Annotated in this window: 21 protein-coding genes; 17 read left to right on the forward strand and 4 right to left on the reverse strand. The window is 62.5% G+C overall.

Features of this window, described 5'->3' with window-relative positions:
* The first annotated feature begins 35 nt into the window (after positions 1–35).
* The 14 genes from cysT (at position 36) to NPS47_RS19040 (ending at position 13,576) form a co-directional block, all read left to right on the forward strand.
* Positions 36–854 (forward strand): sulfate ABC transporter permease subunit CysT, encoded by an 819-nt coding sequence (cysT, locus tag NPS47_RS18975; RefSeq protein WP_107025791.1) that lies wholly within the window; start codon positions 36–38, stop codon positions 852–854.
* Positions 855–868: 14 nt separating this feature from the next.
* Complete coding sequence (cysW, locus tag NPS47_RS18980) at positions 869–1,741, forward strand: sulfate ABC transporter permease subunit CysW (RefSeq protein ID WP_038605430.1); 873 nt, start codon at positions 869–871, stop codon at positions 1,739–1,741.
* Positions 1,742–1,744: 3 nt separating this feature from the next.
* On the forward strand, positions 1,745–2,734 hold the full coding sequence (locus NPS47_RS18985) for a sulfate/molybdate ABC transporter ATP-binding protein (RefSeq protein WP_274296332.1): 990 nt from the start codon (positions 1,745–1,747) through the stop codon (positions 2,732–2,734).
* A 333-nt stretch (positions 2,735–3,067) separates the two neighbouring features.
* Positions 3,068–5,410 carry a TonB-dependent receptor gene (locus tag NPS47_RS18990; protein WP_274296333.1) on the forward strand — a complete coding sequence of 781 codons (2,343 nt, stop codon included), beginning with the start codon at positions 3,068–3,070 and terminating at the stop codon, positions 5,408–5,410.
* 213 nt (positions 5,411–5,623) lie between these two features.
* Complete coding sequence (locus NPS47_RS18995) at positions 5,624–6,424, forward strand: energy transducer TonB (RefSeq protein ID WP_274296334.1); 801 nt, start codon at positions 5,624–5,626, stop codon at positions 6,422–6,424.
* Between the two features lie 27 nt (positions 6,425–6,451).
* Positions 6,452–7,174 (forward strand): MotA/TolQ/ExbB proton channel family protein, encoded by a 723-nt coding sequence (locus NPS47_RS19000; protein WP_274296335.1) that lies wholly within the window; start codon positions 6,452–6,454, stop codon positions 7,172–7,174.
* 1 nt (position 7,175) lies between these two features.
* On the forward strand, positions 7,176–7,577 hold the full coding sequence (locus NPS47_RS19005; protein WP_274296336.1) for an ExbD/TolR family protein: 402 nt from the start codon (positions 7,176–7,178) through the stop codon (positions 7,575–7,577).
* A gap of 241 nt (positions 7,578–7,818) precedes the next feature.
* Entirely contained in the window at positions 7,819–8,400 is a 582-nt protein-coding gene (locus NPS47_RS19010) for an alpha/beta hydrolase (protein WP_274296337.1), read from the forward strand.
* Positions 8,401–8,465: 65 nt separating this feature from the next.
* Positions 8,466–9,407, forward strand: coding sequence for a sigma 54-interacting transcriptional regulator (locus NPS47_RS19015; protein ID WP_274296338.1), 942 nt, complete (start codon positions 8,466–8,468; stop codon positions 9,405–9,407).
* A gap of 160 nt (positions 9,408–9,567) precedes the next feature.
* Positions 9,568–10,353, forward strand: coding sequence for a MetQ/NlpA family ABC transporter substrate-binding protein (locus tag NPS47_RS19020; protein WP_274296339.1), 786 nt, complete (start codon positions 9,568–9,570; stop codon positions 10,351–10,353).
* Between the two features lie 272 nt (positions 10,354–10,625).
* The gene (locus tag NPS47_RS19025) at positions 10,626–11,291 is read left to right on the forward strand and encodes an amino acid ABC transporter permease (RefSeq protein ID WP_157190738.1); all 666 of its coding nucleotides are present in this window, start codon (positions 10,626–10,628) and stop codon (positions 11,289–11,291) included.
* On the forward strand, positions 11,272–11,931 hold the full coding sequence (locus tag NPS47_RS19030; protein WP_274296340.1) for an amino acid ABC transporter permease: 660 nt from the start codon (positions 11,272–11,274) through the stop codon (positions 11,929–11,931). Before NPS47_RS19025 ends, NPS47_RS19030 begins: the two co-directional genes overlap by 20 nt.
* Positions 11,928–12,701 (forward strand): amino acid ABC transporter ATP-binding protein, encoded by a 774-nt coding sequence (locus tag NPS47_RS19035; RefSeq protein WP_274296341.1) that lies wholly within the window; start codon positions 11,928–11,930, stop codon positions 12,699–12,701. The genes NPS47_RS19030 and NPS47_RS19035 overlap by 4 nt, the downstream gene beginning before the upstream one ends.
* Positions 12,698–13,576, forward strand: coding sequence for a transporter substrate-binding domain-containing protein (locus NPS47_RS19040; RefSeq protein ID WP_274296342.1), 879 nt, complete (start codon positions 12,698–12,700; stop codon positions 13,574–13,576). Before NPS47_RS19035 ends, NPS47_RS19040 begins: the two co-directional genes overlap by 4 nt.
* Before the next feature lie 76 nt (positions 13,577–13,652).
* On the opposite strand, the gene NPS47_RS19045 is transcribed toward NPS47_RS19040, so the two are convergent.
* Positions 13,653–16,022, reverse strand: coding sequence for a penicillin acylase family protein (locus NPS47_RS19045; protein WP_274296343.1), 2,370 nt, complete (start codon positions 16,020–16,022; stop codon positions 13,653–13,655).
* The gene (locus NPS47_RS19050; protein ID WP_274296344.1) at positions 16,022–16,624 is read right to left on the reverse strand and encodes a DUF6436 domain-containing protein; all 603 of its coding nucleotides are present in this window, start codon (positions 16,622–16,624) and stop codon (positions 16,022–16,024) included. Before NPS47_RS19050 ends, NPS47_RS19045 begins: the two co-directional genes overlap by 1 nt.
* Before the next feature lie 99 nt (positions 16,625–16,723).
* On the opposite strand from NPS47_RS19050, the gene NPS47_RS19055 reads away from it, so the two are divergent.
* Complete coding sequence (locus tag NPS47_RS19055; RefSeq protein ID WP_274296345.1) at positions 16,724–17,665, forward strand: alpha/beta hydrolase; 942 nt, start codon at positions 16,724–16,726, stop codon at positions 17,663–17,665.
* Here NPS47_RS19055 and NPS47_RS19060 read toward each other — a convergent pair whose 3' ends face one another.
* Positions 17,666–18,415, reverse strand: a complete 750-nt coding sequence (locus tag NPS47_RS19060) for a DUF2059 domain-containing protein (RefSeq protein ID WP_274296346.1) — start codon at positions 18,413–18,415, stop codon at positions 17,666–17,668. It lies immediately after the preceding gene.
* 113 nt (positions 18,416–18,528) lie between these two features.
* Between NPS47_RS19060 and NPS47_RS19065 the strand changes: the two genes are divergently transcribed.
* Positions 18,529–19,161 carry a 2OG-Fe(II) oxygenase gene (locus NPS47_RS19065; RefSeq protein WP_274296377.1) on the forward strand — a complete coding sequence of 211 codons (633 nt, stop codon included), beginning with the start codon at positions 18,529–18,531 and terminating at the stop codon, positions 19,159–19,161.
* A gap of 1 nt (position 19,162) precedes the next feature.
* Complete coding sequence (locus tag NPS47_RS19070; protein ID WP_274296347.1) at positions 19,163–19,645, forward strand: DUF523 domain-containing protein; 483 nt, start codon at positions 19,163–19,165, stop codon at positions 19,643–19,645.
* 67 nt (positions 19,646–19,712) lie between these two features.
* Here the strand turns inward: NPS47_RS19070 and NPS47_RS19075 are convergent, their stop codons facing one another.
* Positions 19,713–20,480, reverse strand: a complete 768-nt coding sequence (locus NPS47_RS19075; RefSeq protein ID WP_274296348.1) for a transporter substrate-binding domain-containing protein — start codon at positions 20,478–20,480, stop codon at positions 19,713–19,715.
* Positions 20,481–20,673: the final 193 nt, after the last annotated feature.

Here is a 20,673-nt window from a genome sequence, read left to right on the forward strand (position 1 = left end):
CGTCCCGGGCTTCGTGCGTTCAACCAGGGACCTTTATGTCACGTCGTATCTCCCCCGTCATACCCGGCTTCGGGCTGACGCTGGGCTACACCTTGGTGTACCTCAGTCTGATTGTGCTCATACCGCTGGGGGCCATGTTCGTGCATGCCGCCCAGCTCACCTGGGAGCAGTTCTGGGCCATCATCAGTGCGCCGCGCGTCCTCGCCGCACTCAAGCTGAGCTTCGGTACTGCCCTCTGCGCCGCCATCATCAACGGCATCATCGGCACCTTGCTGGCCTGGGTACTGGTGCGTTACACCTTCCCGGGGCGCAAGATCATCGAGGCGATGATCGACCTGCCGTTCGCCCTGCCGACAGCTGTAGCCGGTATCGCCTTGACCGCGTTGTACGCGCCAGCGGGCCTGGTCGGCCAGTTCGCCACCGACCTGGGTTTCAAGATTGCCTACACCCCTTTGGGTATTACCCTGGCACTGACCTTCGTGACCTTGCCGTTCGTGGTGCGTACGGTGCAACCGGTACTGGCCGACATCCCCCGGGAAGTCGAAGAAGCCGCCGCCTGCCTGGGCGCCAAGCCGCTGCAGGTGTTTCGCTACGTGCTGCTGCCAGCGCTGTTGCCCGCCTGGCTGACCGGCTTTGCCCTGGCCTTTGCCCGCGGTGTCGGTGAATACGGTTCGGTGATTTTCATCGCCGGCAACATGCCGATGAAAACCGAGATCCTGCCGCTGCTGATCATGGTCAAGCTCGACCAGTACGACTACACCGGCGCCACTGCCATCGGCGTATTGATGCTGGTGGTTTCCTTCGTCCTGTTGCTGCTGATCAACCTGCTGCAGCGGCGCATCGAAACCCCTTGAAGGAGGCCACGTCCATGTCTGCATCTACCCTTGGCGCGGCCGCTTCGGCCAATGCCGCGCGCCGTGGCAGTTCGACCTCGCGGCGGATCCTGATCAGCCTCGGCTGGTTGATTTTCGCCCTGTTCCTGCTGCTGCCGCTGGTTATCGTCGTATCCCAGGGCCTGAAAATGGGCCTGGGCACATTCTTTGAAGCGATCTTCGAGGCTGACGCCTTGTCGGCCCTGAAGCTGACCCTGATCGCCGTGGCCATCTCGGTGCCGCTGAACCTAGTGTTCGGCGTCAGCGCCGCCTGGTGCGTGAGCAAGTACAACTTCCGCGGCAAGAGCATCCTGGTGACGCTGATCGACCTGCCGTTCTCGGTCTCGCCGGTGATCGCCGGTCTGGTCTATGTGCTGATGTTCGGTGCCCAGGGCCTGTTCGGGCCGTGGCTGCAGGATCACGACATCCAGATCGTCTTCGCCTTGCCGGGCATTGTCCTGGCAACCATCTTCGTCACCGTGCCTTTTGTTGCCCGTGAACTGATCCCGCTGATGCAGGAGCAGGGCACCCAGGAAGAAGAGGCTGCGCGCCTGCTCGGTGCCAACGGCTGGCAGATGTTCTGGCACGTGACCCTGCCCAACATCAAATGGGGCCTGATCTACGGCGTGGTGCTGTGTACCGCGCGGGCGATGGGTGAGTTCGGTGCAGTGTCGGTGGTTTCCGGGCACATTCGCGGGGTGACCAACACCTTGCCGCTGCACGTCGAGATCCTCTACAACGAATACAACCACGTTGCGGCCTTCAGCGTCGCCAGCCTGTTGCTGATCCTGGCGCTCTTCATCCTGCTGCTCAAGCAGTGGAGCGAGAACCGTATTAACCGTCTGCGCCATAGCGCAGCGGAGGAATAATTCATGTCGATCGAAGTTCGTAACGTCAGCAAGCGCTTCAACGCTTTCCAGGCTCTGGACAGCATCAACCTGGATATCCACAGCGGTGAGCTGGTGGCGCTGCTCGGCCCGTCCGGCTGCGGCAAGACCACCCTGCTGCGGATCATCGCCGGGCTGGAAACCCCCGACCAGGGCAATATCGTGTTCCATGGCGAGGATGTGTCCGGCCACGATGTGCGTGATCGCAACGTCGGTTTCGTGTTCCAGCACTACGCCCTGTTCCGTCACATGAGCGTGTTCGACAACGTCGCTTTCGGTCTGCGCATGAAGCCCAAGGGCGAGCGGCCGAGCGAAAGCAAGATTGCCGAGAAGGTCCATGAGCTATTGAACATGGTTCAGCTCGACTGGCTCAGCGACCGTTATCCCGAGCAGCTTTCCGGTGGCCAGCGCCAGCGTATCGCCCTGGCCCGTGCCCTGGCCGTCGAGCCCAAGGTGCTGTTGCTCGACGAGCCGTTCGGCGCCCTCGATGCCAAGGTGCGTAAAGAGCTGCGCCGCTGGCTGGCGCGCCTGCACGAAGACATCAACCTGACGTCGGTGTTCGTGACCCACGACCAGGAAGAGGCGATGGAGGTTGCCGACCGCATCGTGGTGATGAACAAGGGCGTGATCGAGCAGATCGGCTCGCCGGGCGAGGTATACGAGAACCCGGCCAGCGATTTCGTTTACCACTTCCTCGGCGACTCCAACCGCCTGCACCTGAGCGAAGGCCATCACGTGCTGTTCCGCCCTCATGAAGTGTCGTTGTCGCGGCATGAAGTCGAGGGCCACCATGCCGCTGAAGTGCGTGATATCCGGCCGTTGGGCGCAACCACCCGGGTGACCTTGAAGGTCGAAGGGCAGAGCGAATTGATTGAAGCCGAAGTGGTCAAGGATCATGACAGCCTGACCGGGCTGGTGCGTGGCGAGACTTTGTTCTTCAAACCCAAGGTCTGGCAGAAAGTCGCCAATATTTGATAGCAGTCAGGGCTGCCTTGCAGCCCATCGCCGGCAAGGCCGGCTCCCACAGTAGTTCGGCATGTAAAGAACCTTGTGGGAGCTGGCCTTGCCAGCGATGAACCCCCGCCCGTGACACCCAAAACCTGCCAATCAACCACCGCGGCCAGCGCACTGTGGCGGCGCGTTCACGCCTGCGCGGCATATGCATTTTTCTCATAAAAAGTATCGGGCAAAGGCATTTGCCCTACCTCTGTCGCACTCCTTATAAAGGTCATCACTTATTCGATAAAACTATTTCAGTTAATAAATAAATAGCCAATAGGAATATGTATTCCTGGCCAGGAGCCGCCCATGAGCCCGACCCATCGCCTTGCACCTCTCTCTTCCCGGCGGCTCCAGCGCCTGCCCCTGGCCTTGCTGCTGGCCGGTAGTGCGCACTGGTTGCCGGCTCAGGCCGACGAACCGCAGCAGGCTGCGGTAAAAGCCAGCGACAGCCAGCTCAAGACCGTCACCGTGACTGCCCGCCGCCGCGAGGAGAGCGCCCAGGACGTGCCGACACCGATGAGTGTGATCGATGGCCAGGCGCTGGAAACCCAGCGCGTGTACCGCATACAAGACCTGCAGCAACTGGTACCGAGCGTCAACGTCGCCTACATGCATGCGCGCCAGTCCAGCGTGTCGATCCGCGGCCTGGGCAACAACCCGGCCAGCGATGGCCTGGAAGGCAGCGTTGGCCTGTACCTGGACAACGTCTACCTCGGTCGGCCGGGCATGGCAGTGTTCGATCTGATGGACATCGAGCAGCTGGAAGTGCTGCGCGGCCCGCAAGGTACCCTGTTCGGCAAGAACACCACCGCCGGGGTGATCAACATCAGCACCCGCGCGCCAAGCTTTACCCCCGAGCGCAGCATCGAGACCTCGGTGGGCGAGGATGGCTACTTCCAGACCAAGGGCACCCTGTCCGGGCCGTTGAGCGAGACGTTGGCCGGGCGCATTTCGGCCTACCGGACCCGTAGCGATGGCGACATCAAGAACGAATTTGACGGACATACCCTCAATGGCGGTTCACGCCAGGGCTTTCGTGGCCAGCTGCTGTACAAGCCGAGCGAGCAGTTCAACCTGCGCTGGATCGGCGACTACAACGAAGAGGACTCCAGCGCCGGCACCCGCCTGCTGTACAGCACCGGGCCGACCATCAATGGCGTCAACCGCTACGAAGCCCGGGCCAGGGCGGCGGGTGCCACGCTGATTGATGGCAGCAAGCGCAAGGTCAATCTGGACAGCGATCAACAGGTGACGGTGTTCCAGGGCGGTACCTCGCTGGAAGCCAACTGGACCCTGGACAACGATTTCACCCTCACTTCCGTCAGCTCCTACCGCTGGTGGGACTTCACCCCGCGCAACGACGAGGGCCTGAATGTGCCCGCGGCGTACAACTCCGGGATCTCGGTGCGTGACAAGCAGTACTCGCAGGAGTTTCGCCTGGCCTCGCCCACCGGCGGCTTCTTTGACTACGTCCTGGGCGCCTATTACTTCGGCTCCGATCTGGATAACAAATCCTTTGTTTACTACGGTCCCCAGGCGGATATCTGGAATGGCACCCCGACCGGTGCCCTGGCCAACGTCACCACCCTCGGCAAAGGTCATATCGAGACCGACAGCTTTGCCCTGTTCGGCCAAGGCACCTGGCACCTGACCGAGCGTCTGGACTTCACCGCCGGCATCCGTGGCACTTATGAAGAGAAAAGCGCCTGGGTCGATCGTGCAGCCCCGGCTGGTGGTTCGGCTGTCACTGGCGCGGCAGCCGCTGCCCGGCAGGCGCGAGTCGGCGCCTATGATTCCGGCGACCTCAACCAGTACACCTTCAGCCCCTCGGGCCTGCTCAACCTGAGCTATCGCTTTACCGATGATCTGCTCGGCTATGCCACCTTGTCCCATGGCGAGAAGTCCGGCGGCGTCAACCTGACGGTGGCGACCGCGCCGGTGGCCGGCGCCGAGTCGCTGCTGGTCGGTACCGAGCGCGCCAACAACGCCGAGCTGGGTCTGAAGAGCACCCTCTGGGATCGCCGCCTGCAACTCAACGCCAACCTGTTCTGGACCGAAGTGCACGGCTACCAGACCAACGCCTACGACGAAGCCAACCGGGTGCAATACCTGACCAACGCCGGTTCCGTGCGCTCCCGCGGGGTTGAAGTGGAAAGCACTCTGGTGCCGATCCGCGGCCTGACCCTGAACCTCAACGGCTCGTACAACGATGTGAGTTACCTGTCCTACAAAGATGCCCCGTGCGCCCCGGAAGTCGCCCTGCAGCCAGGGGCTCCCGCTTCCTGCGACCTCACCGGCCATCAGGTGGTCGGCGCCTCGAAATGGATCGGCAATGCCAACGGCCAGTACCAGTGGGACCTGGACAACGGCCTGCAGCCCTACGTCACCGCCAGCTATGCCTTCCGCTCCAAGGCAGTCGGCACGGTCGAGGACTCCGACTTCGCACAGATCCCCAGCTACGCCGTGGTCAACCTGTCCACCGGTTTGCGCGGTGATCTCGGTCAGGGCCAGTGGGACGTCTCGCTGTGGCTGAAAAACGCCTTCGACAAGACCTACTACACCACCCTCTGGAGTGCTGCCAACGGCGGCTATGAAGGCCTGGTGGGCACGCCGAAAACCTTGGGCCTGACCGGTCGCTACGACTTTTGAGAGCGGGTTTTCCATGCCTGCCGCGAATACTTTTGATGCGCGGCAGGCATCGCCAACCCAGCCTTCTGCCCGAGGCCTTGAGTGGCGGGGCTTAGCGCGAAATGCAGAATTTTTATATTTCTTAAAGTTCTACTCATAACCTTAAAGATTACTTTAAGAAATAAGCGATCTGCAGTGATGATCCATACACATAGCGATCCCGGGAGTTGATCAATGGGTAATGTCCAGACCGCCGCCACCGCGCTCGATGTGCATTGGCGCCAGACGCCGAGCGGTGAGCTGGTCGATCTCGGCCGGCCGCACCGTGTTCCTCTGGCGCACCAGCGCCTGCAGCGCACGCCGAAAAGCGCCTTGGGCCGCCGGGAAAAAATCCTCCTGGGGATTTTCGCTCTGGCTCTGCACGGTGGCGTTGCTTACTGGGTCAGCCAGACGCCAACGCCGGTGTTGCCGGTGGTGGCGCCGGAAATTCCACCGATGACCATCGAGTTCTCGCAGCCGGCGCCGCCTGTAGTCGAGCCACCACCGCCTGCGCCACCACCTGCCGTGGTCGCAGCGCCACCCCCGGTGGTCGATGAGCTGGCGGCAAAACCTGCACCCAAGCCGGTGCCCAAGCCCAAGCCGGCGGCAAAACCCGTGGCCAAAGCGCAGCCCAAACCTGCGCCCAAGGCGCTCGAGCAGCCGCCCGCGCCAGCGCAACCGGTGGCCGCACCGAAACCGCCTGCGCCCGCCCCGGTGACCCCGGCCTCGGCCAGCGCCGGGTACCTGAAGAACCCGGCCCCGGAGTACCCGGCGCTGGCCCACCGACGCGGCTGGGAAGGCACGGTGATGTTGCGCGTGCACGTGCTGGCCAGCGGCAAACCCGGCGAGATTCAGCTGCAGAGCAGCAGCGGCCGCCAGCAGCTCGACGACGCGGCGCTGGCCGCGGTCAAGCGCTGGAGCTTCGTCCCGGCCAAGCAGGGTGAGGTGGCCGTGGACGGCTGGGTCAGCGTGCCGATCGAATTCAAGATCCACTAATTCGCGCTAACAGAGAGAGTATTGATCATGACGTTATTGGCATCCCCCCTCGAATCCATCGAAAGCGCGGTGATCTGGCTGCTGGTGGGCTTCTCTGTCATCACCTGGGGCCTGGCCCTGGTCAAAGGTGTGCAGTTTGTGCGCCTGAGGAATCAGGACAAGCGTTTCCACAAACACTTCTGGGCCGCCTCCAGTCTGGATGCTGCGGCCGAACTGAGCGAAACCCAGCCTGGCTCTGCCGCCCGGGTGGCCGAGGCCGGTTATGCCGCCATTGCCGTCGGCGAGCCCGGCCCGGCCAGTGACCTGAGCCAGGCCATCAACCATCAGGATCGCCTGGAGCGCGCCCTGCGCCAGCAGATCGTGCGGGAGCGGCGCTCGCTGGAAAGCGGCCTGGCGGTGGTTGCCAGTATCGGCAGCACCTCGCCGTTCATCGGTCTGTTCGGTACGGTCTGGGGCATCATGGAGGCCCTCAAGGGCATCAGCGCGGCGGGCTCGGCCAGCCTTGAAACCGTTGCTGGGCCGATTGGTGCGGCGCTGGTCGCCACCGGTGTGGGGATCGCCGTCGCGGTGCCGGCGGTGCTGGTTTACAACTACTTCCTGCGGCGCCTGAAGCTGACCGCTGCCGACCTCGATGACTTCGCTCACGACTTCTACAGCCTGGCGCAGAAGAGTGCCTTCCGTGTGCTGGTGCACCCGACTGCCTACAAAGCGGCCGGCGGCACGCAGCAAAAAGTGAAGGAGGCTTCCTGATATGGCCTTCTCGACCCAGGACAGTGACGAAGTACTCAGCGAGATCAACGTAACCCCGTTGGTGGACGTGATGCTGGTGTTGCTGGTGGTGTTCATCGTCACCGCGCCGCTGCTGACCAACGCCATCCCGATCAACCTGCCGAAGACCGAAGCCGTGGCGCCGGTGGAGCAGAAAGACCCGTTGGTGGTGAGCATCGATGGTGGCGGCAAACTGTTCATCAACAAGGATGAAGTCCAGCCTGACCGGCTGGAAACCAGCCTGCAGACCGCCAAGGCCAAGGACCCGGCGTTGCGTGTGCAGCTGCAGGCGGACGATGGCGTGAATTATGGGGAAGTGGCGCGTGCCATGGCCTCGATCGAACGTGCGGGGATTACCAAACTGTCGGTGATCACCGCCCGCTGAGCAACACACCTCAGGCAAGACTTCAGGGGCCATTCCTGGGCAGGGGGTGGTCCCTTTTTTTATGCCGCTTGGCGAGATACTTGTGGGAGCTGGCGTTGCCAGCGATCGAGCGCGCAGCGGTCGCCAATCAGGCAACGCATTTGTAATTTGGTTATTAATAAATAGCTTCTTATTCCTTTACGAATATAACCACCTCCCTATACTTGGCCTCAAGCACGCAAACCCAGCAGGAGGCGTCCCCATGCGCAACACGTCGATCCGTTACCTGATTGTGCCGGGCTGGCAAGGATCGCCAGACGATCATTGGCAGAGTCACTGGCAGCAAGTGCTGCCCAACAGTGCGCGGGTCGAGCAGCTCGACTGGGTGACGCCGCAGCGCCACGACTGGGTGGCGGCGCTGGAACAGGCAGTGGCCGCCGACGACGCGCCGGTGATCCTGATTGCCCACAGCCTGGGCTGCATCACCGTCGCCCATTGGGCGGCGCAAGCCAGTGCCAGCCTGCTGCGTCGCGTACGCGGTGCGTTGTTGGTGGCGCCAGCCGATGTCGAGCGCCCAACCTGTTCGCCAGCCCTGCGCAATTTCGCGCCGATTGCCCAGCAGGTGTTGCCGTTCCCGAGCCAGGTGGTCAGCTCCGACAACGATCCGGCGATCAGTGCTCCGCGCGCCATGCAGCTGGCGCGGGCCTGGGGCGCCGAGGTGGGCTTTCTGGCCGGGGCCGGGCATATCAACGTCAAGTCCGGGCATCGCCGCTGGGAGCAGGGCTTTGCCTACCTGTACCGCCTGCAGAACCGTCTGGAACAGCACGCCCTTCGCCGCGCCTGAACTCCAGGCGCTGACCTTATCCTGATCCAACGCCCGGCCCCAGGTGCTTCGGGCGGGAGTTTGCCATGAGTAATCACGACACCTTCGGTCAGCCGCTGCTGACCTTCCCTGAGCTGGACAAGAGCCCGCTGAGCATCCGCGCCAAGGCGCTGGTATTCGTCGACCCGCGTTCGCGGCAATTGCGCGAGGAGCTGGAACTGCTGGCGCCATTGGCCCTGCCGGTGCTGATCCGCGGCGAGACCGGTACCGGCAAGGAGCTGCTGGCGCGGCAGATTCATCGCGCCAGTGATCGCGCCGGTCTGTTTGTTTCAGTCAACTGCGCGGCGATCAGCCCGACCTACGCCGATGCCGAATTGTTCGGCTACAGCGCCGGTGCTCACAGTGGTGCTGCCAGTAGCCGCGCCGGTTGGTTCGGCTCGGCCAATGGCGGCACCCTGTACCTGGACGAAATCGCCGACCTGCCGCTGGCGATCCAGGTCAAGTTGCTTGCCGCCCTGGAAAACCGTGAAGTCACCCGGGTCGGCGCCCAGCAACCCAACCCTGTCGATGTGCGTCTGGTCGCGGCGTCGAGTATCGACCTGGGGGAGGCCGTCAGCGCCGGCAAGTTCCATGAGCGGCTCTACCACTATCTGCGCGAAGGGCATCTGGAGCTACCGGCCTTGCGCGAGCGGGTCGGCGATATCCTGCCGCTGGCGGAGTATTTCGTCGGTATCTACAGCCCGCGGCTCAACCTGCCGGTGCCGTTGATCAGTGAAGCGGCCCAGCGCGTGCTGGAGCTTCACAGCTGGCCGGGCAACACCCGAGAGCTGGAGAACGTCATTCACTTTGCTTTGCTGGTCAGCAGTGGTGACGAGATTTTGCCTGAGCACCTGAACCTGCCCACGCCGCTGCAAGCCCTGGCCAGTCAGCTCGATCAGCTGTACCAGCGGGCGCTTGGCGATGAGCGCAGCGCCTTGCAGGGCCTGCTGGAACAGGCTTTGGTGCGTCTGGCGCAAGGCGCCGCGTAATCCTGCGCCGCTTCGTGATGAAAATGGAATAAGCAGCGAAATAAAAGATATTGTTCCGGCATAAAAAATCTCGGTATTGTCCGCTGCAAGCCCGCTAGAAAATGGCTGGCAACTTGATTTGCCGTCGACCGATGGCCCCGAATTCGAATAAGGACTGCGCATGAAAAAGGCTCTGTTGTTCACTGCTCTGGCGGCCGCTCTGTCGGTTGCAGGTTTCGCCCACGCCGGCGAGAAACTGGTGGTTGCCGCCACCCCGGTGCCCCACGCTGAAATCCTCGAGCTGATCAAGCCGACCCTGGCCAAAGAAGGTGTAGACCTTGAGATCAAGGTCTTCACCGACTACGTGCAGCCCAACGTTCAAGTCGACCAGAAGCGTCTGGACGCCAACTACTTCCAGACCCTGCCGTACCTGAAGAACTTCAACGAGGGTAAAGGCACGCACCTGGAAACCGTGATCGGCGTTCACGTCGAGCCGTTCGGTGGCTACTCGAAGAAGGTCAAGAGCCTGAGCGAGCTGAAAGATGGCGCAACCGTTGCCATCCCTAACGAAGGCAGCAACAGCGGCCGTGCCCTGCTGCTGTTGCAGAAGGCTGGCCTGATCACCCTGAAGGATCCGAAAAACGCTCTGGCAACGCCGAAAGACATCGCCGATAACCCGAAGAAGCTGAAGTTCCGCGAGCTTGAGTCGGCCATGCTGCCGCGCGTGCTGGACCAGGTCGACCTGGACATGATCAACACCAACTATGCGCTGGAAGCCGGCCTGAACCCGGCCAAGGACGCCCTGGTCATTGAAGGTTCCGATTCGCCGTACGTGAACTTCCTGGTCGCCCGTCCAGACAACAAGGACAGCGAGGCCATCCAGAAACTGGCCAAGGCCTTGACCAGCCCGGAAGTGAAAACTTTCATCGAGAAGAAATACAGCGGCGCGGTACTGCCGGCGTTCTAAGCAACCCCTGATACCCCTCCTGTCCTGTGGGAGCGGGCTTGCCCCGCGATGCAATGTGCCTGACACAACGCATCGCGGGGCAAGCCCGCTCCCACAGTTGCTTCCACACATTGCAGATAGTTCGGTTAGTTGTTTGGGTGATATCAATATGCAATAAAGGTATTTAAATAATTATTTTTATACCTTTAGAGTCTTAGTCATTGTGCTCACCCGCACTGACAACCCCTGTGTAGAGCGGCCCGTTTATCCTCGGGCCGATCCGAGATTCTGCAATGAGCTTCGATGTCGCTTTTATCCTCAGCACGTTGCCGGCGTTCCTCAAAGCTGTCGGGGTCACCCTGCAGGTCGGCCTGATCGCCATTGCCACTTCACTGCTGGTGGCGCTGATCAACGCGGCGATCCTGGTGTACCGCACGCCCTACCTGCAGCGCCTGGTGCAGCTGTACGTGGAACTGGCGCGCAACACGCCGCTGCTGATCCAGCTGTTCTTCGTCTATTTCGCCTTGCCGAGCCTGGGCCTGAAAATCTCCGGCTTCGCTGCTGCGATCATCACCATGACCTTTCTCGGTGGCGCCTACCTGACCGAAGTGCTGCGTGCCGGCGTCGAGGCGGTGCCGCAGGCACAGCTGGAATCGGGCCGCTCGATCGGCCTGTCCGACGGCCAACTGCTGCGTTACGTGATCCTGCCTCAGGCCGGCATCCTCAGTCTGCCCTCGCTGTTCGCCAACTTCGTCTTCCTGCTCAAGGAAACCACCGTGGTGTCTGCGGTGGCGGTGCCGGAAATCCTCTACACCACCAAGAGTTACATCGCCCTGTACTACAAGACGTACGAGATGCTTGCGGTGCTGACGCTGATCTGTGTACTGCTGTTCCTGCCATTGTCGTTGCTGCTCAGCCGCCTGGAACGGAGGCTGCAACATGGCCAGTTCGGGTCTTGAGTTGTTGCTGGTGTCCTTGCCGCAACTGGGCAAGGGCGCCGCGCAGACGCTGGCCATCTCGGCGCTGGGGATTGTCTTCAGTACCTTCGGCGGCGTGTTCTACGGCGTGCTGGCGAGCCTGAACCTGCGCAGCCTGAACCTGCTGCTGCGGGTGTACCTGGAGCTGTTCCGGGCGATTCCGGTGCTGGTCTGGTTGTACCTGTTGTTCTTCGGCCTGCCGATTTTCTTTGCTCTGAGCATTCCCAGCTTCTGGTGCGCGGTGCTGGTGTTGTCGCTGTGGGGCGCCAGTGAAGTCGGCGAGGTGGTGCGTGGTGCCTTGCGTTCGTTGCCCCGTGGCCAGCGCGAGGCGGGTCTGTCGATCGGGCTGTCTGCCTGGCAACTGTACGGCTATGTGTTGCTGCCGCAGGCACTCAAGCGCATGACCCCGCCGACCATCAACATCTACACGCGGATCATCAAGACCAGCTCGCTGGCGGTGCTGATCGGGGTGGTCGATGTCATCAAGGTCGGCCAGCAGATCATCGAGCGCACCTACGAATCGGTGCTGATCTACGGCGCGCTGTTCCTGTTTTTCTTTTTTATCTGCTACCCGCTTTCGGCCGCCTCGCGCGCCCTTGAGCGCCGCTGGACACACGCATGAGTGCATTGATCGAGTTCAAGGGTTTCAACAAATTCTTCGGCGAGCAGCAGGTGCTGAACAACGTCGACCTGCAAGTGCGCAGTGGCGAAGTAGTGGTGATCCTCGGCCCCAGCGGCTGCGGCAAGAGCACCTTGCTGCGCTGCCTGAACGGCCTGGAAAGCGCCCACAGCGGTCACTTGCGCCTGGCCGGAGAGGACCTGCTCGAACCGCGCACCGACTGGCGCCAGGTGCGCCAGCGGGTGGGCATGGTGTTCCAGAGCTATCACCTGTTCGGCCACATGAGCGTGCTCGACAACCTGCTGCTGGGACCGCTCAAGGTGCAGAAGCGCGAGCGCCGTGAAGCCCTGGCCCAGGCCGAAGCGCTGCTGGCCCGGGTGGGTTTGCTGGACAAGCGCGACGCTTATCCGCGCCAGCTTTCCGGTGGCCAGCAGCAGCGCATCGCAATCGTCCGCTCTCTGTGCATGAACCCTGAGGTGATGCTGTTCGACGAGGTCACCGCAGCCCTCGATCCGGAGATGGTCAAGGAAGTGCTGGAGGTGATCCAGGGCCTGGCCCGCGACGGCATGACTCTGCTTATCGTGACCCATGAAATGGCCTTCGCCCGCGCGGTGGCCGACCGTATCGTGTTCATGGAGGCCGGCAGGATCCTTGAACAGCGCGACCCCGAGAGCTTCTTTACGAACCCGCAGACCGCACGCGCGCAGCAGTTCCTGGAGAAATTCTCCTTTGTAGAAAGCCTGCCCAAAATGCCCGCAAAGGAACTGTCATGAAAACTGCCAAAACCTCGAAACTGCTGTTATCCCTGTTCGGCCTGGCCCTGCTGGCCGGTTGCAACAAGGCTGAAGAACCCGGCAAGCCGGCGGCTACAGGCGCAGCGCCGGCCACCAGCTACCTGGAAACCATCAAGGCCCGCGACAAGCTGATTGTCGGCGTGTTTACCGACAAGCCACCGTTCGGCTTTGTCGACGAGAGCGGCCGCTATGTCGGCTTCGATACCGACATCGGCCGCCAGTTCGCCAAGTCGCTGCTCGGTGACGAAAACAAGGTCGAGTTCGTTGCCGTTGAGCCGGCCAGTCGTATTCCGTTTCTGCAAAGCGACAAGGTTGACCTGATCCTCGCCAACATGACCGTGACGCCGGAGCGCAAGGAAGCGGTGGAGTTCACCAACCCCAACCTGCGCGTTGCGGTACAGGCACTGGTGCCTGAAGGTAGTGACGTGAAGCATCTGGATGACCTGGTCGGCAAGACCACCATCGTCACCACCGGCACCACGGCCGATATCTGGCTGACCAAGAATCACCCGGACTGGAAACTGCTCAAGTTCGAGAAGAACTCCGAGTCGCTGCAAGCGCTGGCCAACGGTCGTGGTGATGCCTATGCCCAGGACAACCTGATCCTGTTCAGCTGGTCGAAGCAGAATCCGGGGTACCGCGTGCTGGCCGAGAAACTGGGCGAAGAAGCGCCGATCGCGCCAGCGGTGAAGAAGGGCAATATCGAACTGCGGGATTGGGTCAATGCCGAGCTGGCGCGCCTGGGTGAGCAGAAGTACCTGCTCAAGCTGTATGACCAGTACGTGCGCAAAGAGCTGAGCGACGACACCAAGCCTGAGAGCGTGATTGTCGAAGGTGGCAAGTGGCAGGGTTGATCTATTGAGCTCATCGCGGGGCAAGCCCGCTCCCACAGGTTCCCTCTGTGGGAGCGGGCTTGCCCCGCGATAAGGCCTACTTCCCAGGCACCAACCGCAAGGTACTCTGCGCCGCAATCACCCCGATCTGCGCCTTGTGGTACTGCCCCTCGATATAGTCCTTGGCCTGATCGGCATAGTGCCGGTCGAACAGCACGCCACTTTGCCCGACCGGGTTGATGGTCAGGGCCTGCCCGGCATCGGCGAAGTCGATCAGGCGCCGGGTCGAAGGGCCATAGGTGACCGGCCAGGGCGCCGGGCCGATCTTCGCCGACAGGTTGTTCGGCACCTCATGCGTACCCGGTGCGGCGAACGCGCCGACATTGAACAGCAGGTTCAGCGGTTTCTGCTGCCCGAGCGGATGGTTGTGGGTCAGGGTATGCGCCTTGCCCCATTGCCAGGCGGTCGGGTCGTTGCCGAGGGTCTCGCGCAGGTGCACCAGGCTGGCCTGCCAGGCGCGTTTCACCGCTTCGTTGCGGCTGCCATGCTCGCTGCTGCCATGCAGCCCCCACCACGGCGATTCGGCGTCTGCGGCCAGGCGCGGCATGGCGGCATCGATGACGCGGGTGCTGATCAGCATCTGGAACCAGGCATCGCCCAGTTCGTCATGCATGGCTGCGTACGCCAGGTCGTAGAGGAACTGGTTGAACAACGTGGCGCTGACCGAGTCCAGCGGGTAGTCGCCATTCCAGCTGGCCAGTTGCTCGACCAGCTCCTTCTCCTGATCGCCCGCGGCCACCTCTCGTAACACCCCCAGCAACGGCGCCAGGGTGCGCGGGCCATAGTTGCTGGCCGTGTCGAGCTGCAGCGCCTGGCTGTTTTGCGTATCCCATTTGATTTGCGGGTCGGCCAGGTGACGGTCGAGCTGTTGGCCACGGTCGGCGAGGTTGTAGTAACCGGGAATCGGCATGGCTGCGGGTGGCTGGTAGTTGGCCGAGACGATATAGCCGCTGGCCGGGTTTTCCTGCTGCGGGTTGGCGCTGAACGGGTAGAAACCGAGTTTGTCGGCCTGGGCCGTGCTGCCGTCGAGGATGAACGACGGGTTTACCCCGTCCGGGCGAATCGGTAGCTGCGCCGCCGCCCACCAGCCGATGTCGCCACGGGCATTGGCCCACACCAGGTTGAGGCCGGGCGCCTGGATCTTCGCGGCGGCGCTGCGCATCTTGTCCAGGGTGTCGGCGCGGTTGACCTGGTAGAAGCCTTCGAGGATCGGGTTGTCGGTTTCCAGGAACGCCCACCACAGGGCAATCGGTGTCGGACCGGCATTGGCGCCGATCACCTGGTTGACAATCGGGCCGTGTGGCGAGCGCTTCAGGGTGATGGTGACAGGCTCCTCGCCCTTCACCGCGATAGTGTCCTGGGTGGTGGTCAGCGTTTGCCACTGACCGTTGATACGCACCTGGTCGGCGTTGGCCGGATTGACTTGCTCGGCGATCAGGTCGACATCGTCGTTCTGGAACATGGTCAGGCTCCAACCGAACTCGCGGTTGTGCCCCAGCGAAGCGAAGGGGTTGAGCGCCTGGTGATAGCCATAGAGGTTGAAGCCCGGCGCCGACAGCTCGGCCTCGTACCACACCGCGGGCACGGCAAAGCTGATATGCGGGTCGCCGGCCAGCAGCGGTTTGCCACTGCGGGTGCGGCTGCCGGACACCGCCCAGGCGTTGCTGCCTTCGTACTGGGGAATGCCGGCCTCGCTCAGGGCTTGCTGGCTGACCTGTGCCAGCTGCTCCAGGCTTTTCCAGTCGGCAGCTGCCAGCGGCGGGGGGTTGTGCAACGCACCTTCAGGGTTCCAGTCGAGGTCAAAGATTTTCAGGTACTCGCTGCCGAGCTGGTCGCGCACATAGGTCAATGCCGGTTCCGTGCGAAAGGCGGCAGCAAAGCTGTAGGCCATGTAGCCGGCAATGCTCAGGGTGTCCTGGGCGGTGAACGGCCGTGGCGTGATGCCCAGCACGTCGAATTCCATCGGTTTGGGGTGGCTGTCCTGCCAGGCATTGACACCATCGAGGTAGGCTTGCAGTGCGAGCCAGGCCGGCGATTGTTTGTCCTGGCGTTCGATGTAGCGCTCGGCCTGTTCGCGAATGCGCAGGCTGCGGAACAGGCTATCGGTGGTCACCAGCTTGCTGCCGAGCACTTCGGCCAGCTCGCCACGGGCCAGGCGGCGGATGATCTCCATCTGGAACAGCCGGTCCTGGGCATGTACGTAACCCAGGGCGCGGTACAGGTCGATCTCGTTGCCGGCCTGGATGTGCGGTACGCCGCGGGCGTCATAACGCACGCTCACCGGGGCCTGCAGGCTGGCCAGGGCAACCTCGCCTTCACGTTGCGGCAACTTGCCCTGCACGTACCAGTAACCGCCGCCGGCTGCTGCGGCAATGACCACCGCGAGAAAGGTCAGGCTGCGCTTCATCAGGACTCCTTGTGCTTCATAGCTGAGGGTGTGGAGGGGCTCCAGGGGCAGTAGCAACCCACTGCCAGTGTATGTGTAGCACTGACTGCGCGGCCCTGGCTCAGGGCGAGCAATATCGGTTCGATAAAGCTGTTGCTCGAATTGCAGGTCGCCCCTTCGCTGTAAGGGCCGAAGTAGGCCAGTTTGCCCTGGCGATCCCAGATGGCGACGCCGGGGCTGGCAGGCAAGTGCTCGGCACCGGGCAGCTCAGGCAACGGCTTGAGGGCGCTGAGCGTGCTTGGCAATTGCCCACGGCTGCCGGGTTTCTGTACCACATAGAACTCCACCCCTTGAGGGGCGAAATGCTCGATCAGTTCCGCCAGGTGCTGCTGATTGCCGACGTTGCACGGGCAGGCCGGGTCCCAGAAGTGCACCAGTCGGATCGGTCCGGGCCCGGCAATTTCCGCCGGCAGCTGCAGGCGGTCGCCGGAGAACAGTGCGGTCTGGTTATCGAAGGTGCGCAGGTAGCGACTCTGGAAACTGTCGTAGGCCCACCACAAACCGGCGGCGCAAAGGGCCGCGATCAACAGGCCGAGCAGGGTGCGGGTGGGCGATGCGAGCATGAGGGCAATATCCGAGAAAAGTCACCTAGCTTGCCATGCTGCTGGCGACAGCTGAATATCACAGGTCAATATCCGGCTTTTGCTGTGTGGAAATCCTCTATGCCTGCGTCTTTTCAACCCGACTCGTTACGCGCCAGCCTGTCCTCGATGACAGCGCGTCAGCCGCTGTCGACCCCGGCCCAGGCCTATCAGCGTTACTACGGGCTGGATTTCCCCGCGCGCAAGGTTGCCGCGCAGCGCTGGCTGGGGCGTTTCGAGGCGGCGGGTTTTGACCTGGTCGGGCAGGTCTGGTTGCCTGCGGCGCCGGTGGCGACCCTGGTGCTGTTGCATGGCTTCTACGACCACATGGGCTTGTACCGTCATGTGATCGACTGGGCGCTGGATCAGGATTACGCAGTGATCGCCTGTGACTTGCCGGGGCACGGTCTGTCCAGCGGCGAGCGGGCCAGCATCGACGATTTCGGCGCTTACCAGCAGGTGTTGCAGGCGCTGTTCGAACAGGGCAGTGCCCTTGAGCTGCCGCAGCCCTGGCATCTCTGCGGGCAAAGTACCGGCGGGGCGATTGTCATCGATCATCTGCTGCACGGTGGCGCACAGAGTCCGGCTCAGGGGGAGGTCATCCTGCTGGCGCCGCTGGTGCGGCCACGTGCGTGGCGCTGGTCGAAATTCAGCTATCACCTGTTGCGCCCGTTCGTGAAAGGCATCGAGCGGCGCTTCAGTGAAAACAGCAATGATCCGACTTTCCTGCCGTTCCTGCAGGCCGATCCGCTGCAACCGCGCTGCTTGCCGACGGCCTGGGTGGGGGCGCTGGTGGATTGGGTCAAGCGTATCGAGGCGGCGCCGGTCAGTGCACGGCGACCACTGATCATTCAGGGCCAGTCCGACATGACCGTGGACTGGCCGCACAACCTCAAGGTGCTGCAGGAGAAATTCGCCGCGCCTGACATTCTGCTGATCCCCGAAGCGCGCCATCACCTGGCTAACGAGTTGCCGGCGATTCGTCAGCGCTACTTCGACTTCATCGATCAGCGCCTGGGCTGATCACTTCAGGTCCGAAGTGTTCTGCCCGACGGCCAGGCCGGCGCGGATCGCGGCCAGCGCAGCCTTGTAGTACGTCTTGCCGTCTGCCGATTCGGCAAAGGTGGCGAACTCGTCCAGCTCTTCATCGGACAGGTCGCGATACACGTAGAGCAGGGTGTTGTTCAGCTCGCTGCCGATCTGCTCCATCAGCCGCTGACGCTGACCGTCGAGCAGGCTCTGGGCCTGAGCGCCGCCGAGCAGGCCGGGGATCATCTGGCTGAGGCTGTCGGCGGCGACCCCGGCAATCGCCAGGCTGACTTCGGCACCGGCTTCACGGGCGGGCAGGGCCTGGGCCAGGTGGCCGATGATCAGCAGGCGGTTGTCGCTGGCCTGGATCCTGGGCAAGCCCTTGGCGTTCTTGGCCAGCTGGTCACGCCGGGTGGCCAGCAGTTCCGCAGCGACAATCTTGCGCCCCAACGGCGACTGGAAGAAGGCCAGCGCAGGGCGGGGATTGCTCAGGTTGGCACGCAATTGCGCCTGCGCGCGCTTGTCCACGGCCTGGGCCTGGAAGCGCTGGTTACTGTTATTGACCAACGCCTGATAAACAGCGGGCGGCAGGCTATTGCGATAGCGCTGCTGGGCGGCATCGAGGGCATCGGTAAAGTGGGCGCGCTGCTCAGGCCAGCCGGCGACCTTGTAGAGTTGGTCGAGGCTGTCTGCCCAGACAGGCGTGGTGCAGATCATCATCAGCAAAAAAAACAAACGGCGCATTCAGGACTCCTGTCGGCAGGGCGCTATTGTCTTGGCCTGGCCGGGCTTTGTCGAGAAGCCATTGCATACTCTCGGCCAAGTGGCGCTGTCGGATTTCGCGGCAGATGGATACTATGCGCGACATGCACATATCCCCTGATGACCCCCTGCTGTTGCGCATCGTCGACGACCTGGCCACCCGTGGCTGGTCGCAGCACAATACCTTTCTTCCAGCGTCTCTGACCCTGGCGCTGGCGGCCGAGTGCCGCAAACGCGCCGCCGAGGGCGAGCTTGCGCCAGCAGCCGTGGGTCGGGGCGATGCTCAGGAGGTTCGCGAGGGCATTCGTGGCGACCGTATCCAGTGGTTGGAGCCCGGCCAGGCCGAGCCTTGTGACCACTACCTTGAGCTGATGGACAGCCTGCGTCTGGCCCTGAACCGCGGCTTGTTCCTTGGCCTTGAGGACTTCGAGTGCCATTTCGCCCTGTATCCGCCGGGTGCCTTCTATCGCAAGCACGTCGACCGCTTTCGCGATGACGACCGGCGCATGGTTTCGGCGGTGATCTACCTCAATGAGGGCTGGCAGCCCGAACACGGCGGTCAGTTGCGCATGACCCTCAAGGGTGATGTCGAGCACGACGTGCAACCGGTCGGCGGTTGTCTGGTGGTGTTTCTGTCCGGCGAAGTACCCCATGAGGTGTTGCCGGCCCAGCGCGATCGCCTGTCCCTGACCGGCTGGTTCCGTCGCCGTGGCAACGAGCCGTTCTGAGATGTACAAGGTGCTGGTCAGTGCCTGCCTGCTCGGTCAGCCGGTGCGCTATGACGGGCGTGCCAGCGGGCACCCGGACCTGTTGCAACGTTGGCAAAGCGAAGGTCGGATCGTGCCCTTGTGTCCTGAAGTGGCTGGCGGCCTGCCGACACCACGGCCGCCGGCGGAGATCCCGGGCGGGCAGGGCGCAGCGGTGCTCGAGGGTGAAACGCAGGTACTGACTGTCACGGGCGAGGATGTCAGTGCGCAATTTCTGGCCGGTGCGCAGCGGGCGCTGGAGTTGGCGCGGCGCCATGGCATCCGTATTGCGGTGCTCAAGTCGGGTAGCCCGTCGTGCGGCAATGCACTGACTTATGACGGGACCTTCACGGGTACCAAGGTGGCAGGTGAAGGGGTGACCACGGCGTTGCTACGTCGGCAAGGGGTGCAGGTGTTCAGTGAGCTGGAGCTTGAGGCGGCAGAGCAAGCCTTGAAACTGCTTTAACACCCTCGCGGGGCAAGCCTGCTCCTACCGGGCCCGGTGGGAGCAGGCTTGCCCCGCGAAGCTTTTGTTACTTCGGTGGTGAGCTGGCATCCATCCCAAACCATTTCTCTGACAGCGCTTTGAGTCGGCCATCGGCCTTGATGCGCTGCAGGGCTTTGTCCACCGCACTGTGGAACGCCGGATTACCCTTCTGAAATGGAATCGCCAGGCTCAGGAGCGGGCCGACGGTCGCGCCTTCGGTCACCGCCTGCTGGCTGTCGCGAATGGCATACGGCACCAGCAGACGGTCGCTGATGGCGGCATCGATCTGCTCGTTGGCCACGTCCTTGATCGGTTGGCTGGCGTCTGGATAGCTGCGCAGATCGACACCCTCGACGCTCCGCGCCTGCTCGGCGAACTGACTGCCCTGAACCACGCCGAGGCTGTGGCCCTTGAGGGCACCGAGGTTGGCCAGTGAGCGCTTCTCGTCCTTGCGCACGATCAACTGGGCGCTGGAATAGCTATAGGGTTCGCTGAATTCCAGGCGTTGCTTGAGTTCGGGGGTGGCCGCGACCTGGTTCAGGGCAATGTCATATTTGCCACTCTCGACACCCGGCAGCAAATCGTCGCGCGTGGTTACGACGAATTCGGCGCGTACTTCCAGTTCGTCGGCCAGCAAGCGGCCGAGTTCGATTTCAAACCCCGTCAGCTTGCCGTCATCCTTGAAGTTGAACGGCGGCATAGTGGCTTCGACGGCAATGCGCAATTCGCCACGGTCATTCATGTCGTCGATCAGTTCGGCCTGTGCCCATGGGCTGAGCAGGGCGGCAAGTAGTATCCCTAGGGTCAGGCGCATTTAAGTCCCTTGAAGTCATTGGCAGTGAAGAAGATCGCCGCGGCTTTCTGATAATGCCACGGTCGAGCGCAACTTAGGACAACATCGGAAGAGGGATGTTAGACGCCCGGAGAAATATTTTCTGTGCAAATTTCTGGGTATGTTCTGATCCAATTGATCTATGGTTACAAACCATTGCCTTTGGTTTAACAGG

It is taken from the genome of Pseudomonas putida (assembly GCF_028682475.1).
Lineage (GTDB): Bacteria > Pseudomonadota > Gammaproteobacteria > Pseudomonadales > Pseudomonadaceae > Aquipseudomonas > Aquipseudomonas putida_AG.

Excerpts from the sequence above, each read along its gene's own strand:
- NPS47_RS19025 (WP_157190738.1), top strand. The coding sequence starts at position 10,626 with ATGAGCTTCGATGTCGCTTTTATCCTCAGCACGTTGCCGGCGTTCCTC.
- NPS47_RS19005 (WP_274296336.1), top strand. The coding sequence starts at position 7,176 with ATGGCCTTCTCGACCCAGGACAGTGACGAAGTACTCAGCGAGATCAAC.
- NPS47_RS19060 (WP_274296346.1), bottom strand. The coding sequence starts at position 18,415 with ATGCGCCGTTTGTTTTTTTTGCTGATGATGATCTGCACCACGCCTGTC.
- NPS47_RS19045 (WP_274296343.1), bottom strand. The coding sequence starts at position 16,022 with ATGAAGCGCAGCCTGACCTTTCTCGCGGTGGTCATTGCCGCAGCAGCC.
- NPS47_RS19015 (WP_274296338.1), top strand. The coding sequence starts at position 8,466 with ATGAGTAATCACGACACCTTCGGTCAGCCGCTGCTGACCTTCCCTGAG.
- NPS47_RS19075 (WP_274296348.1), bottom strand. The coding sequence starts at position 20,480 with ATGCGCCTGACCCTAGGGATACTACTTGCCGCCCTGCTCAGCCCATGG.
- NPS47_RS18990 (WP_274296333.1), top strand. The coding sequence starts at position 3,068 with ATGAGCCCGACCCATCGCCTTGCACCTCTCTCTTCCCGGCGGCTCCAG.
- cysT (WP_107025791.1), top strand. The coding sequence starts at position 36 with ATGTCACGTCGTATCTCCCCCGTCATACCCGGCTTCGGGCTGACGCTG.
- NPS47_RS19040 (WP_274296342.1), top strand. The coding sequence starts at position 12,698 with ATGAAAACTGCCAAAACCTCGAAACTGCTGTTATCCCTGTTCGGCCTG.
- NPS47_RS19000 (WP_274296335.1), top strand. The coding sequence starts at position 6,452 with ATGACGTTATTGGCATCCCCCCTCGAATCCATCGAAAGCGCGGTGATC.
- NPS47_RS19010 (WP_274296337.1), top strand. The coding sequence starts at position 7,819 with ATGCGCAACACGTCGATCCGTTACCTGATTGTGCCGGGCTGGCAAGGA.
- NPS47_RS18995 (WP_274296334.1), top strand. The coding sequence starts at position 5,624 with ATGGGTAATGTCCAGACCGCCGCCACCGCGCTCGATGTGCATTGGCGC.
- cysW (WP_038605430.1), top strand. The coding sequence starts at position 869 with ATGTCTGCATCTACCCTTGGCGCGGCCGCTTCGGCCAATGCCGCGCGC.
- NPS47_RS19030 (WP_274296340.1), top strand. The coding sequence starts at position 11,272 with ATGGCCAGTTCGGGTCTTGAGTTGTTGCTGGTGTCCTTGCCGCAACTG.
- NPS47_RS19070 (WP_274296347.1), top strand. The coding sequence starts at position 19,163 with ATGTACAAGGTGCTGGTCAGTGCCTGCCTGCTCGGTCAGCCGGTGCGC.
- NPS47_RS19055 (WP_274296345.1), top strand. The coding sequence starts at position 16,724 with ATGCCTGCGTCTTTTCAACCCGACTCGTTACGCGCCAGCCTGTCCTCG.
- NPS47_RS19065 (WP_274296377.1), top strand. The coding sequence starts at position 18,529 with ATGCGCGACATGCACATATCCCCTGATGACCCCCTGCTGTTGCGCATC.
- NPS47_RS19035 (WP_274296341.1), top strand. The coding sequence starts at position 11,928 with ATGAGTGCATTGATCGAGTTCAAGGGTTTCAACAAATTCTTCGGCGAG.
- NPS47_RS19020 (WP_274296339.1), top strand. The coding sequence starts at position 9,568 with ATGAAAAAGGCTCTGTTGTTCACTGCTCTGGCGGCCGCTCTGTCGGTT.
- NPS47_RS19050 (WP_274296344.1), bottom strand. The coding sequence starts at position 16,624 with ATGCTCGCATCGCCCACCCGCACCCTGCTCGGCCTGTTGATCGCGGCC.
- NPS47_RS18985 (WP_274296332.1), top strand. The coding sequence starts at position 1,745 with ATGTCGATCGAAGTTCGTAACGTCAGCAAGCGCTTCAACGCTTTCCAG.